This window comes from Streptomyces sp. NPDC051662 (assembly GCF_040681655.1).
In the GTDB taxonomy this organism is placed as follows: domain Bacteria; phylum Actinomycetota; class Actinomycetes; order Streptomycetales; family Streptomycetaceae; genus Streptomyces.
This window is the reverse complement of the sequence record NZ_JBFAZD010000015.1, coordinates 168,723-182,983: the sequence shown is the minus strand read 5'-3', so window position 1 is coordinate 182,983 and position 14,261 is coordinate 168,723. Positions and strand designations below refer to the sequence as shown.

The window sequence follows — 14,261 nt, the reverse complement described above, 5'->3', positions numbered from 1 at the left end:
CCCGGGAGAATGTCGCGGAAGGACATCCCGTACGACCTACAGGCAACCGTTCGATGAACAGAGTGAATTGAGGCAGGTTTTCCCGCTTTGTACTGGCATATTCGAGCTTCATGCCAGCCCTGAAGAACGTACGCGGCCGGAGCACCGCGTCCGCCGAACCCGCCGTGCCGGTCGCGCCCGTCGCACCCGCCGCGGCGGCCCTGCCGGCCCTCTCCGCCGCGCTGATCACCCTGGTCTCCGTCTGCGCCGGTGACGCCGTGGCCCGCGTCTTCCCCTTCGGACCGCGGACCCGCAGCGTCAGTGACCTCGGGAATCAGTTCGTACCGTTCCACGCCCAGCTGTGGGACCTGCTGCACGGACGGGCCGAGGGCGGCATCCTGCTCAACTGGCGTTCGGGGTACGGCACCGCCTTCCTGCCCGATCTCGGTACGTATCTGACCAGCCCGTTCGCCGTACTGGTCGGGCTCTTCCCCCGGGACCGGATCGATCTCGCGGTCTACGCGATCACCCTGCTCAAGATGGCCGTGGCGGCTGCCGCCATGACCGTGCTGCTGCTCCGTCTCGCCCGGGGCGCCCGCCACTCGCCGCGGTGGGCGGCGGCGGTGCTGGGCGCCGGGTACGCGCTCTGCGGCTGGTCCATCGCCGAGGCGTCGTACAACCCCATGTGGCTGGACGGCCTCATCGCCTTCCCGCTGCTCTGTCTGGTCGGCGAGTGGGCCCGTACGGCGCGGCGGCCGGTGCTCGGCCCGCTGGTCGTCGCGCTCGCCTGGACCGCCAACTTCTACACCGCCTATATGGCGACCCTCGGGGCCGCGCTGGTGCTCTGTCTGCGGCTGCTGCTGGACGGCGAACGGACCGCACGCGAGCGCGTCCGGTGCCTGGCACGGGCCACCGGCACGGTGCTGCTCGGCATCGGGCTGGCCGCTCCCGTGCTCGTCCCCGTCTTCCTCGGCACCCGGCACGCGTCCCCCGGCTGGACCAAGGAGTTCGTGCCGGTCCCCTGGACGCAGGTGTTCACACGGCTGTTTCCGGCGACGTACGGCTTCTTCACCCCCGCGCTGTTCCTGGGCGCGTGTGTGCTGCTGCCCGCCGCCGCCCTGCTCGCGCACCGCTCGGTGCCGGGGCGCGTACGGGTGGGCTGGGCGGCGCTGGCGGTGGGGGTGGCGCTGTCGTTGCAGTGGGGGCCGACGAGTCTGGCGTGGCACGCCTTCGCGATCCCCAACGGCAGCACCTACCGCCAGACGTTCATACTCGCCGGGATCCTCGTCCTCACCGCCTGGACGGCTATCAGCCATGGCTGGCCCGGCCGGCGCGCCCTGCTCGTGGGTACGGGCGTGCTCGTGGCGGTCGCGCTCGTGGCGACGGCCGGCGGCGTCCCCGACGCCCGGGCGACGGCACTCTTCGGCGGCGGGCTGGCCGCGGCGGTGGCCGGTCTGGCGCTGGCGCGCACACGCGGATACGCCGTGCTCGCCGCGCTGCTGGTGGTGGGCAGCCTGACCGGGCAGGCGGCGGCCACCACCGCCTACGTGGACCGCAAGCGGCTGTCCGCGCTGGACGACTACCCGGCCTGGGGCGCGGACCAGAACGCCAGGGCGGACGCCATCGCGGGGGCCGACGGCTGGCCGCGCTACCGCACGGATCCCGGGCGCGAGCGGATCACCGCCAATGACCCGCTGCTGCTCGGCGGCGAGGGCGGCGGGTACTACAGCAGCCATACGCCCGCCGTACTGACCAGCACGATGGCCGCGCTCGGCGGTGGCTGGACCTCCGGCGGACGGGCGGTGGAGGGCCTGGACAATCCGGTCACCGACGCGATCTTCGCGGTGGGCGCGCGCCTGCGTACCGAGCCGGGGCACGCGCCGGTGGTCGTACGGGCGCCGGCGCCGCCCCTGGTGACCGTACGGCCGAAGACGCGGGACGTTCCGACGGCGGGGGACGTGCCGGAGCCGCGCTATGGGCGTTCACCCTTCCGCAACCAGGAACTCCTGCTCGGCTCCCGGGTCTACAGCCGCGTCCTCACCTCCCCCGGGGCCGACGCCGCCTGCCCGGCGGACACCGAGGTCTTCCTCTTCGCGCCGGGCTACTACGGCAAGGCCCGACTGGGCGACCACCCGCCCGTCGCGCTGACCGGCAGACTGCCCAAGCGCAGGGCGGCGATGGTCTCGCTCGGCACGGCCGGGCGCGCGGACCTCCCGATGACCTTCGACGGCGCACGCCCGCGCGAGTGGAGCGTGGGCTGTCTGGACCGGAAGCGGCTGTCGGCGGCGGTGGACCGGCTGACGGACACGGGCGCCGTCTCGGTGACGGTGACGGACAGCGGCGTACGGGCCGAGGTCCCGGCCGGCAGCGAGGGCCTCGCGGTGCTCGCGGCGCCCCGTATCGCGGGCTGGAGCTGCGACGGCAAGCCCGCCGCCTCCTACCTCGGACTGGTCGCGACACCACTGAACGGATCCCAAACCACCGTGGACTGTTCATTTCGGCCCCCGGGATTGCGGTTGGGCTCCGCGGTGGCGGGCTCGGCCCTGATCGTGCTGGTCAGCGTGGCTTTCCTCACTGCCGCACGTCGTCGCGCCATGCCCGCGTCGCCCCCGCGACACCAACCCTTCATCTATTGAGCACTGGAGTGTGGCCCGCCGTGCCCGTGTCGGAGCGTAGTTTCCGCGCATGGCTTCTCTTCTGAGCAACCGGCTGGCGAAGCGCATTCTGCGGCCGGCCGCCGGTATGGTTGACCGGCGCATCAAGCACTCGCCCCTGCGTACTGATCTGGATGCCCTCAAGCGCGAAGTCGCTGACTTGCGTGCTCAGCAGTACGCGTTCGGCCTGCTGTTCGACCGGACAGGGCGCAGCGGTCACCGGGTGCCCACGCCCGCGCAGATCAACACGCTCGTCAAGCAGATCGCCGAGGTAACGGGCGAGGACGGCGCGCACGCCCGGCGCAACGTGACGATCGCGTACCGCAATGTGATCGCCCTGGAGGCGCTGGCCGTGGGCCGGCTGGCCGGCTCCACCTCGAACGTGTGCGGCAAGCTCGCCACCGTGCCGCTGCTCTCCCCGCCGAACCGCGACGTCCTGGAGATCGGCACGCTGTACGGCCTGTTCTCGGCCACGATGATGCGCATGCTGCACCGGGCCGGTACGGAAGCGCGGCTCACGATCGTCGACCCGCTGGTCGGCAGCCAGCTCCAGCCCGGCGCCAAGCAGTCCGCCGAGCCCACGGGCACGCCGGTGCGGATGGACGTCGTACGCGCCAACCTCGCGCTGGGCGGCCGGTCCGGCGAGGAGGCCCGTATACAGCAGGGCTTCTCCGGCGACCCCGAGGTGCGGGCCGCGGTCTCCGACCGTGAGTACGGCGTGATCGTGGTGGACGGTGACCACTCCGCGGAAGGCGTGCTGGCCGACCTGGAGTGGGTCGAGGAGATCGTGGCACCCGGCGGGATCGTCGTTCTCGACGACTACGGCGACGGCCACTGGCCCGGCGTCCAGGAGGCCACGGACAAGTACCTGGCGAACGGCACGTCGCGACTGGAGATGCTGGGACGCGTCTCGACGTCGGCGTTCCTGCGGGCGCGGGCCGCGTAGGGCCCTCCCCGACACCAACCCGCCCGCCCCCGCCCCTGGGTCTGTCCGACCGAGGGGCGGCGGCGTCGGCGTCGGCGTCGGCGTCGGCAGGAGCCTGATCAGCCGTCCAGCAGTCCGGTCAGCCGTCCAGCAGTCTGATCAGCCGTCCAGCTGTCCGGTCAGCCGCCGCACTGCTGGAGCATCGTCCGCTTGTCCGCCGTGGTCACCGGCATCTCGTACTTGAGCGCGACCTGACCGAAGCGGACCGCGTACGAGCACCGGATCGCCTTGTCCGGCGGAAGCCAGGACGCCGGACCGGAGTCACGCTTGGCCGAGTTGGCACGGCCCTCCACCGGCAGCAGATTCAGCGTGTCGTTCGCCAGCCGGCGGCGCTTCTCCTCGGACCAGCGGGCGGAGCCGAGCTGCCAGCTGTAGGACAGCGGCACCACATGGTCTATCTGGACCTCGCTCGCCCGCTGCTTGCTCCACTCGATGGTCGTGCCGGTGTAGGGGTCGTGCAGCGTCATGGAGGCGACCACACAGTCGGAGCCCGAGCGGAAGCGCAGCTCCTGGCCGTCGCGTCGCAGGAGATCGTTCCGGGTGTCGCAGCCGTTCCGCGCCAGCGGCACCCCGTCCGCCGTGTCCGTCCAGGCGGAGCCGAACTCGTCCCGGTCATAACCGGTCTTGGGCCCCCGCCCGGCGGTGCGTACCCGTTCGATGAGCTGCCGCGCGCTCTCCCGATCGGCCTCGGAACTGATCGCCGCGAGCCCCGGCTTCGTCCCGTCGGGATTCCCGAGCGGCCCGGCACCGTACCCGCCACCGCTCGACGCCGACACGGACGCCGACGCCGACGCCGACGCATCGGGATCGGCGCCCAGCTCCCCCGTACACCCCGTCAGCACCACCGCTGACACCACGGACACCAGGGACACCAGGGGAAGGGCATGGGCCCTTCCCGCACGACGCGTTCGCGCTATTCGTTCCTCAAGACTGCTCACCGCCGCACTCTAGTGCGGGTCGGCGCATCGGCGCGGCGGCGCGTACCGAAGCGCGGCGGTCCGCTACGAGCCCAGGATCGTCGCCAGGAACTCGCCCGTCCACGCCAGCAGTTCGCGTCCCACCACCGGCTTGCCGCCGATCTTCCCGCTCGTCGGACGCGGTACCAGGATCTGGTGCGCCGGCGCCTTGATGACCGTACGGGGATAGAGCCGCTTCAGACGCAACTCCTGCGACTCCCGCAGCTCCACCGGCGCGAACCGGATGTTCGCGCCCTGGAGCACGATCTCGCCCACCCCGCACGCCCGCGCGAGCATCCGCAGCCCCGCCACCAGCAGCAGATTCTCCACCGGCTCCGGGAGCTTGCCGTAGCGGTCGGTCAACTCCTCGCGGACCGCCGCGATGTCCTCCTCCGTATTGGCGGAGGCGATCGCGCGATACGCCTGAAGCCGCAGCCGCTCGCCCGGCGCGTACTCGTGCGGGACATGCGCGTCGACCGGCAGCTCGATCTTGACCTCCAGCGGCGGCGCCTCCTCCACCCCGCCCTCGATGGAGGCGCGGTAGTCCGCGACCGCCTCGCCCACCATCCGTACGTACAGATCGAATCCGACACCCGCGATATGCCCCGACTGCTCGCCGCCGAGCAGATTGCCCGCGCCGCGGATCTCCAGGTCCTTCATCGCGACATACATGCCCGCGCCCATCTCCGTGTGCTGGGCGATCGTCGCGAGCCGCTCATGGGCGGTCTCCGTCAGCGGCTTCTCCGGCGGGTAGAGGAAGTACGCGTAGCCGCGGTCCCGGCCACGCCCCACCCGGCCCCGCAGCTGGTGCAGCTGCGAGAGACCGAAGTTGTCGCCGCGCTCCACGATCAGGGTGTTGGCGTTGGAGATATCGATCCCGGACTCGACGATCGTCGTGGAGACCAGGACGTCGAATCTCTTCTCCCAGAAGTCGACCACGACCTGCTCCAGCGCGCTCTCGCCCATCTGGCCGTGCGCCGTCGCGATCCGCGCCTCGGGGACGATCTCGCGCAGCCGGGCCGCCGCCCGGTCGATCGACTCCACGCGGTTGTGGATATAGAAGACCTGGCCCTCGCGCAGCAGTTCACGCCGGACGGCCGCGCCGATCTGCTTCTGCTCGTACGGGCCGACGAAGGTCAGCACCGGATGGCGCTCCTCCGGCGGCGTGGTGATCGTCGACATCTCGCGGATGCCCGTGACGGCCATTTCGAGCGTACGGGGGATGGGTGTCGCGGACATGGTGAGGACGTCGACATTGGCGCGCAGCTTCTTCAGCTGCTCCTTGTGCTCCACGCCGAACCGCTGCTCCTCGTCCACGATGACCAGCCCCAGATCCTTGAACCTGGTCTCGGACGAGAACAGCCGGTGCGTACCGATGACGATGTCGACCGCGCCCTCCCGCAGGCCCTGGAGCGTCGCCTTCGCCTCCGCGTCCGACTGGAAGCGGGACAGCGCCTTCACGGCGACCGGGAACTGCGCGTACCGCTCGGAGAACGTGCCGAAGTGCTGCTGCACCAGCAGCGTCGTCGGGACGAGGACCGCGACCTGCTTGCCGTCCTGGACGGCCTTGAAGGCGGCCCGTACGGCGATCTCCGTCTTGCCGTAGCCGACGTCGCCGCAGATCAGCCGGTCCATCGGGACCGTCTTCTCCATGTCCTCCTTGACCTCGGCGATGGTGGAGAGCTGGTCGGGCGTCTCCACGTAGGGGAACGCGTCCTCCAGCTCCCGCTGCCAGGGGGTGTCGGGACCGAAGGCATGGCCGGGGGCCGCCATCCGCGCCGAGTAGAGCTTGATCAGGTCGGCGGCGATCTCCTTGACCGCCTTCTTGGCGCGCGCCTTGGTCTTCGTCCAGTCGGCGCCGCCGAGGCGGTGCAGCGTCGGCGCCTCGCCACCCACGTACTTGGTGACCTGTTCCAGCTGGTCGGTGGGGATGTAGAGGCGGTCGCCCGGCTGGCCGCGCTTGGCCGGGGCGTACTCGACGAGCAGATACTCCCGGGTCGCGCCCTGCACCGTGCGCTGCACCATCTCGACATAGCGGCCGACGCCGTGCTGCTCGTGCACGATGTAGTCGCCCGTCTCCAGCGTGAGCGGGTCGATGGTCTTGCGGCGCTTGGCCGGCATCCGGGCGCCGTCCTTGCCCGCCGCCTTCTGGCCGGAGAGATCCGTCTCGGTGAGCACGGCGAGCTTGAGGTCCGGGTCCACGAAGCCGTAGTCGATCGAGCCGCACGCGACATGGACGAGGGACGGGGTGATCTCCTCCAGACCGCGGGCGGTGCGGGCGCCGGGGGTGTCGAGCCTGGCCGGGATGCCCTCGCCGCCGAGGACCTCGACCGTACGGGCCGCCGTGCCATGCCCCTCCGTGACGAAGACCGTACGCCAGCCGTCAGCCAGCCAGCCCTTGGTGTCGGCGAGCGCGCGTGCGGTGTCCCCGCGGTACGACTCCGGGGCGCGCATCCCGAGCGTGATGGCCTCGCCCGAGGCGTCCTCCAGCTCCTCGTCCACGGCGAACGGGGAGACCGACCACCACATCATGCCCAGCTCGCGGGCGTGCTCCCGGATGTCCGCGATGCCCCGCAGCGAGGCCGCGCCGACATCGATCGGGGCCTCGCCGCCGTCGGCGCTCGCCGCCCACGACGCCTGGAGGAACTCCTGGCTCGTCGCCACCAGGTCCGCCGCCCGGGTCCGTACCCGCTCCGGGTCGCAGACCAGCGCCATCGAACCGGCCGGCAGGACGTCGAGCAGCAGCTCCATGTCATCCACGAGGACCGGGGCCAGGGACTCCATGCCCTCGACCGCGATCCCCTCCGCGATCTTGCCGAGCAGCTCGCCCAGCTCCGGATGCAGCTCGGCGAGCGCGGCGGCCCGCTCCCGCACCTCGGGGGTGAGCAGCAGCTCCCGGCAGGGCGGCGCCCACAGTCCGTGTTCCGCCACCTCCAGGGAGCGCTGGTCGGCCACCTTGAAGTAGCGGATCTCCTCGACGTCGTCGCCCCAGAACTCCACCCGCAGGGGGTGCTCCTCGGTGGGCGGGAAGACATCGAGGATGCCGCCGCGCACGGCGAACTCGCCGCGCTTCTCGACCAGCTCGACCCGGGCGTACGCGGCGGCGGCCAGCGCCTCCGTGATCGCGTTCAGATCGGCGCTCTCGCCGCTGCGCAGCGCGACCGGCTCCAGCTCGCCAAGCCCCTTGACCTGCGGCTGGAGCACGGAGCGTACGGGCGAGACCACCACGCTGACCGGGCCGGCCGTGGGGTCGTCCTTCGCCGGGTGCGCGAGCCGGCGCAGCACGGCGAGCCTGCGGCCCACGGTGTCGGAGCGGGGCGAGAGCCGCTCGTGCGGCAGGGTCTCCCACGACGGGTACTCGACGACGGTGTCCGGGTCGAGCAGCGAGCGCAGGGCCGCCGCCAGATCCTCCGCCTCCCGCCCGGTGGCGGTCACGGCCAGCACGGGCCGCCCGGACTCGCGCGCGAGCGCGGCCACCGCGAAGGGCCGCGCCGCGGGCGGTCCGACGAGGTCGATGTGCGGGCGGTGACCATCGGTGGCGGCCTTCACCGCTTCGGCGAGCGCCGGGTCACGTACGACGGCGTCCAGCAGACCGTGCAGGCTCATGAAGGGGGGTTCCATCCAGGTCCGGGATCGAGCGGGCGAACAGCGTGGGCAACGCAAGGGACCCGACACGTCTCACGGGCCGGGGGGTCTCCAGCGTACGACGCCGGTGTGACACCCGGGACCGGAAGCCGACCGGAGCGGTGTCGGTGACGAGAAGTGACAGGAAGTGACGGAAATCAGGAATGACCGAACCCGATTGGTCATTGAAGGAAGCACGGGACGCGGGCCGTGACCGGCACGACGTCCGGATTCCGACGGATGATGGGATGGATCACCATGCCTCTTGAGGGTGAGTACGAGCCCAGCACGATGCCGATGGCGCGCGAGCAGGTCGAGTTGTACGAGAGCTCGGGCGGTACGAAGGGGACGACGCTGAACGGTCTGCCCGTCATCGTCCTCACCACCCGGGGCGCGAAGAGCGGCAAGATCCGCAAGAGCCCGCTGATGCGGGTGGAGCACGAGGGTGTCTACGTGGCGGTCGGCTCCATGGGCGGCGCCCCCAAACACCCGGTCTGGTACCACAACATCACGGCCGATCCCCGAGTGGAACTCCAGGACGGCCCCGTGCGCCAGGACATGATCGCCCGCGAGATCACCGGGGAGGAGAAGACCGTGTGGTGGAACCGCGCGGTCGAGGCGTTCCCGCCGTACGCCGAGTACCAGACGAAGACGGACCGTGAGATCCCCGTCTTCGTCCTGGAGCCGTCACCGACCCCCCACTGACCAATTGCCCTGCCTGTGCCCCGGGCCCGTCCCGGGGCACAGCGCGAGCGCGTGGAGAGCGGTAGCCTCACAGCGGCGGAGTCGGCGGAATCCGATCCGCCAGGTCGCGGAAGACACCCGAGAGAGGTGAGCGCGTGTCCGCCCTCAACTGGCAGAAGTCCTCCTTCAGCGGCGAGGCGAACGGCTGCGTCAACGTCGCCGTGTCCGACGACGGCTCCATCAAGCTCCACGAGAGCGACAAGCCGGACGTCATCGTCACCACCACCCCCGAGAAGCTCCGCGCCTTCATCCTCGGCGTCAAAGCAGGCGAGTTCGACCACTTCGCCGCCGCCCCCGACGCGACCGCCGAGACAGACACCAGCGCCGACGGCTGAATACCCCGCGGCACTGAAACCGTCGTGAAACCGCGCTGAATGCGCCCTGCCGCAATCTCCGGTCCATGACGACACCGACTTCTCGCTCTCTCGCCATCACGGCCAGGGGGCTGCGCAAGGCCTACGGGGACAAGACGGTCCTCGACGGCATCGACCTGACGGTGCCGGCGGGCACGGTCTTCTCCCTGCTCGGTCCGAACGGCGCCGGCAAGACCACCGCCGTCAAGATCCTCTCCACCCTCATCAGCGCCGACGCCGGCGAACTGCACGTCGGGGGCCACGATCTGGCCATCGACCCGCAGGCCGTGCGCGGCGCGATCGGGGTCACCGGGCAGTTCTCCGCCGTCGACGGTCTGATCACCGGCGAGGAGAACATACTCCTCATGGCGGACCTGCACCACCTGTCCAAGCGCGAGGGACGGCGGGTCGCCGCCGAGCTGCTGGAGCGCTTCGACCTCACCGACGCCGCGAAGAAGCCCGCCTCCACCTACTCCGGCGGCATGAGACGCCGCCTCGACCTCGCCATGACGCTGGTCGGCGGTCCGCGGATCATCTTCCTCGACGAGCCGACCACCGGCCTCGACCCGCGCAGCCGCCACACCATGTGGGGCATCATCCGGCGACTCGTCTCCGACGGCGTCAGCGTCTTCCTCACCACCCAGTACCTGGAGGAGGCCGACGAACTCGCCGACCGCATCGCGGTGCTCAGTGACGGCAAGATCGCCGCCGAGGGGAGCGCCGATGAACTCAAGCGGCTCGTCCCCGGCGGACACATCCGGCTCCGCTTCTCCGACCCGGCCGCCTACCGATCCGCCGCCCTCGCGCTGCGCGAGGCCACCCGGGACGACGAGGCACTGACACTGACGATCCCCAGCGACGGCGGCCAGCGCGAGCTGCGCTCTCTTCTCGACCGGCTGGACTCCGCCGGTATCGAGGCCGACGAACTGACCACCCACACCCCCGACCTCGACGACGTCTTCTTCGCCCTGACCGGCCCGGCCCACGTCCCCAACCAGCCCAAGGAGACCGTCCGATGAGCACCCTCTCCCTAGCCGTCCGCGACTCCTCCACCATGCTGCGCCGCAATCTGCTGCACGCGCGGCGCTACCCGTCACTCACTCTGAACCTCTTGCTGACGCCCATCGTCCTGCTGCTGCTCTTCGTCTATGTCTTCGGCGACGTGATGAGCGCGGGCATCGGTGGCGGCGGCGCCGATCGCTCCGACTACATCGCCTATCTCGTCCCGGGCATCCTGCTGATGACCATCGGCGCCACCCCGGCCGGCACCGCGGTGTCCGTCTCCATGGACATGACCGAGGGGATCATCGCCCGCTTCCGTACGATGGCGATCCACCGCGGCTCCGTCATCATCGGGCATGTCGTCGGCAGCGTGCTGCAGTCGCTCGCCGGTGTGGTCGTCGTCGGCGCCGTCGCCGTGGCCATCGGCTTCCGGTCCACGGACGCCACGGCCCTGGAGTGGCTGGCGGCGTTCGGGCTGCTGGCGCTGGTCGCCCTGGCGTTCACCTGGATCGCCGTCGGAATGGGACTGGCCAGCCCGAACCCCGAGGCGGCAAGCAACAACGCGCTGCCGCTGGTCATCCTCCCGCTCATTTCCAGCGCGTTCGTCCCGGTCGAGGCGATGCCGGGGTGGTTCCGGCCGATCGCCGAGTACCAGCCGTTCACCCCGGCCATCGAGACCCTGCGCGGGCTGCTGCTCGGCAGCGAGATCGGCCACAACGGGTGGCTCGCGATCGGCTGGTGCGTCGGCGTGGCCGTGCTCGGCTACTGGTGGTCGACGTCGTTGTTCAGCCGCGATCCGAAGTGACCGGCATGAGCGCCCTGACCGCCGTCCGCAACTCGTCCCGCTCCAGCCCGGCGTACTCCGACACCGCCTCGGCGTACGCCACCCTGTCGGCGTCCTCGGCCGCCTCCCGGGCAAGGGCTCCCGACATCGTCGGCTGGAACTCACGCAGCACCCGCAGCCGTTCGGCCAGCGCGATCATCCGTACCGCCGAGGCGTCGCCGGACGCGAGCCCCGCCCTGCCGAGCGCGTGCAGCACCGTCCCGATCACGGGGAGTTCCATGGACGTGCGGTCCGGGCCGGAGATCAGCCTCGGCAGGAGCCGCCGCAGCCGGTCCACCGGCTCCACGACGAGGTCAAGGCGGCCGGCGTGTGCGTGGGCTGTCACCGCCGCCGACTGGATCTGCAGCGCCCACGGGTCGGTCCAGGGGTCGCCGCCGTGCATCGCACCAGCCTCGGGCAGCCGCTCCACGGCGCCGCGCCACAGGCCGAGCCCGACCTCCGTCAGCCCGCGGGCGAGCGCGATCTCGGCGCGCACACCGAGGTCGGGGCTGTAGAAAACGTCCTGCTGCGACGTGCCGTCGCCCTCCGCCTGCCGCAGCCAGTACTCGGCCTCGTCGGCGTCGCCGCGCTGCAGGCAGGCAAGGGCGAGGCCACTGCGGACGCCGATGTAGTCATGCTCGTCGCCGAGCCGCGGGAGCGCCTTGAGCGCCGCCTTGAGGTATCCGTACGCGGCGTCGCCCCGCCCCGTCTTCAAGCACAGCTCGCTCACCCGGGAGTAGCCCATGACCTGCATGGACGGGTCGTCGATCGGGCCCAGTGCGGCGATCATCCGGCGGGCCGAGGAGAGCGCGCGGTCGATGTCGTGTTCGTACTCCCACACATAGGTGGCCGCGCACTCGGCGATGCCGGCGACCAGTGGCCGCTCGCTGCCGCAGAGCCTGTGCAGCACTTCGTAGTCGGGAGGGAGCATGTCGGGGACCGCGCTCAGCACCACCGCGGTGGCGCGCAGCAGCGTGTCCGGCGGGGCCGGGGGCAGCCGCCGCAGGGTGACGAGCTGGCGTGCGACGTGCGGTCCGTAGTCCATGAACAGGCTCGCCGTGCACAACACGGCCGCGGCCCGGGCCACTTCGACGTACTCGGGCTCGGGGTGGAAGTGCGAGAGCGGCGGGCCGGTCTCCGCGGCGAGGGCGGCCAGGCGGGGGTGGTTGGAGTCGGTGGACCACAGGGCGGCGAGGACGGCGGTGACGGCGGCGGTGGTGGGACCGTCCGTACGGGCCAGGGCCTGCCGCAGGGCCGCCACGAGATTGTCCTGCTCGGCCTTGATCGGCTCCCGGGCGGCCCGCGGTTCCGGTCCGAGGAGCCCACCGTGGTGCGCGACCCCGAAGTCCCGCGCCCAGACGAGGAACCGGCCGACGGCCTCCTCGTCCTCGCCCGCCTCCGCACACCGGGCCGCGCTGAACTCCCGTACGGTCTCCAGCATCCGGAACCGGACGCCGACCGGGGTGTCGGCGACGGTGATCAGCGACTGACCGGCCAGCTGTTCAAGGAGGAACAGCGCGTCCTCGCCGAGGACCCGCTCCGCCGCTTCGCCCGAGAAGCCGCCGGGGAAGACGGACAGGGTGCGCAGCGCCGCCCGGGCGCCGTCCGCGAGCAGGTTCCAGCTCCACTCCACGACCGCGTGCAGCGTGCGGTGGCGCTCCGGCACACCCCGTACCCCGCCGCTCAGCAGCGCGAACCGGTCGCCGAGACGGCGGGCGATCTCCGGTACGGAGAGCACCCGCACCCGCGCCGCGGCCAGCTCCACGGCGAGCGGCAGCCCGTCGAGATGGCGACACAGCTCGGCCACCGCGTCCGGCGGCAGTCGCACACCGGGCCTGGCGGCCCGGGCCCGCTGGGTGAACAACTCGATGGAGGTGTCGAGACCGAGTTCCGGCAGCGCGTACGCCGCCTCCGAGGTCAGGCCGAGGGGGGCCCGGCTGGTGGTGAGCACCCGCAGGTCCTTCGAGGACGAGACGAGGGCCCGCACGAGGTCGGCGGCGCCCCGGACGACCTGTTCGCAGTTGTCCAGGACCAGCAGCGCGGGCCCGGTGCCGAGCACGCCCAGGATGCCGGAGACCGGGTCGGCCGGGACATGGCCGCTCATGGCACCGGGCCGCCCCTCGCCGGCGCCGAGCGCGGAGGCCACCTCCGCGGCCACGTCCTCGTCCGCCGTGACGCCGGCGAGCGGCACGAAATACACCACGCGCTCCTCGGCCCGGCGGCTGACGGCGTGCGCGAGCCGGGTCTTGCCGAGGCCGCCGGGGCCGACGACGGTGACGGCGCGGGAGGAGCGCAACAGCCGCTCCACCGCCGCGATGTCCTCGTCCCGGCCGAGGAGCGGGTTGGGCTCGTGCGGCACGCCGTGCCTGGCGACGGGCGGCTCGCCGCGCAGCAGCTCCTGCTGTACGGCCCTGAGACCGGCGCCCGGATCCGTGCCGAGCTGGTCGCGCAGCTCACGGCGGTACGTCTCGTACCGTGTCAGCGCGGCGGACGGGCCCGCCGTCGCCGCCTCGCCGCGCAGCAGCTCGGCGAGTACTTCCTCGTCGCGCGGATGCGCCGAGGCGGCCATGGCCAGCGGCCCCGCCGCCTCCGCGTGTCGTCCGAGGCGGGCGAGCGCGAGCGCCCGCGTGCGTACGAGCGCGTCGCGGACGGGGGCGCGCTCGGTGCGCAGCGCGGCCACGGGGTCGTCGGTGTCGCCGTCCCCGACTGGAGCGCCCTCCCACAGCGCGAGCCCGGCCTCGGCCTCGGCCAGCGCACCCGCGTGGTCCCCGGCCCTGGCCCGGTCCGCGCCGGCGGCGGCGTGCAGCAGCAGGGCGGCGCTGTCGACCTGGTCCTCGGCGAGCGCGAGCCGGTATCCGGTCGCCGTGCTGACGAGGACGTCGGCGTCCAGCCGCGCCCGCGCCCTGGACACGAGGACCTGCACCGCCTTTCCCGGCCGCTCCGGCAACTCGTCCGGCCACAGCCCCGCCACCAGCCGCTCGGTGCTGCAGCCCGTGCGCAAGTCGGCCGCGAGGAGCGCGAGGAGACCGCGGAGCCGGGGCGCGGTGACCTCATGTCCTCGATAGGCGACACGCGGCAGCAGGGTCAGCTCGATGGTCATCCGTGCACATTAGCCAAGGCCCGGACGCCGGAACCCGCGCC

At 71.9% G+C, this 14,261-nt stretch carries 9 protein-coding genes; 6 read left to right on the top strand and 3 right to left on the bottom strand.

Annotated features, from left to right (window positions below; translation table 11 throughout):
* Nucleotides 1–110 precede the first annotated feature (110 nt).
* Together AB0M67_RS25010 and AB0M67_RS25005 are read left to right on the top strand one after the other, a co-directional pair.
* Nucleotides 111–2,615 carry a YfhO family protein gene (locus AB0M67_RS25010; RefSeq protein ID WP_365748837.1) on the top strand — a complete coding sequence of 835 codons (2,505 nt, stop codon included), beginning with the start codon at nucleotides 111–113 and terminating at the stop codon, nucleotides 2,613–2,615.
* Nucleotides 2,616–2,664: 49 nt separating this feature from the next.
* Nucleotides 2,665–3,579 carry a class I SAM-dependent methyltransferase gene (locus AB0M67_RS25005; protein ID WP_365748836.1) on the top strand — a complete coding sequence of 305 codons (915 nt, stop codon included), beginning with the start codon at nucleotides 2,665–2,667 and terminating at the stop codon, nucleotides 3,577–3,579.
* A 158-nt stretch (nucleotides 3,580–3,737) separates the two neighbouring features.
* On the opposite strand, the gene AB0M67_RS25000 is transcribed toward AB0M67_RS25005, so the two are convergent.
* Both AB0M67_RS25000 and mfd read right to left on the bottom strand, forming a co-directional pair.
* Nucleotides 3,738–4,481 (bottom strand): HNH endonuclease family protein, encoded by a 744-nt coding sequence (locus AB0M67_RS25000; protein WP_365748918.1) that lies wholly within the window; start codon nucleotides 4,479–4,481, stop codon nucleotides 3,738–3,740.
* A gap of 138 nt (nucleotides 4,482–4,619) precedes the next feature.
* On the bottom strand, nucleotides 4,620–8,180 hold the full coding sequence (gene mfd / locus AB0M67_RS24995; RefSeq protein WP_365748834.1) for a transcription-repair coupling factor: 3,561 nt from the start codon (nucleotides 8,178–8,180) through the stop codon (nucleotides 4,620–4,622).
* Nucleotides 8,181–8,456: 276 nt separating this feature from the next.
* On the opposite strand from mfd, the gene AB0M67_RS24990 reads away from it, so the two are divergent.
* The 4 genes from AB0M67_RS24990 to AB0M67_RS24975 all read left to right on the top strand — a co-directional run bounded on the left by AB0M67_RS24990 (nucleotide 8,457) and on the right by AB0M67_RS24975 (nucleotide 11,102).
* Nucleotides 8,457–8,903 (top strand): nitroreductase family deazaflavin-dependent oxidoreductase, encoded by a 447-nt coding sequence (locus AB0M67_RS24990; protein ID WP_365748833.1) that lies wholly within the window; start codon nucleotides 8,457–8,459, stop codon nucleotides 8,901–8,903.
* A gap of 134 nt (nucleotides 8,904–9,037) precedes the next feature.
* A complete protein-coding gene (locus AB0M67_RS24985; RefSeq protein WP_365748831.1) occupies nucleotides 9,038–9,277 on the top strand; it encodes a DUF397 domain-containing protein in 240 nt (79 codons plus the stop codon).
* Nucleotides 9,278–9,342: 65 nt separating this feature from the next.
* Nucleotides 9,343–10,314, top strand: a complete 972-nt coding sequence (locus AB0M67_RS24980; protein ID WP_365748829.1) for an ATP-binding cassette domain-containing protein — start codon at nucleotides 9,343–9,345, stop codon at nucleotides 10,312–10,314.
* Nucleotides 10,311–11,102: an ABC transporter permease gene (locus AB0M67_RS24975; RefSeq protein ID WP_365748827.1), complete on the top strand. Its 792-nt coding sequence runs from the start codon at nucleotides 10,311–10,313 to the stop codon at nucleotides 11,100–11,102. Before AB0M67_RS24980 ends, AB0M67_RS24975 begins: the two co-directional genes overlap by 4 nt.
* On the opposite strand, the gene AB0M67_RS24970 is transcribed toward AB0M67_RS24975, so the two are convergent.
* Entirely contained in the window at nucleotides 11,083–14,220 is a 3,138-nt protein-coding gene (locus AB0M67_RS24970; protein WP_365748825.1) for a BTAD domain-containing putative transcriptional regulator, read from the bottom strand. The genes AB0M67_RS24975 and AB0M67_RS24970 overlap by 20 nt on opposite strands.
* Nucleotides 14,221–14,261 lie beyond the last annotated feature (41 nt).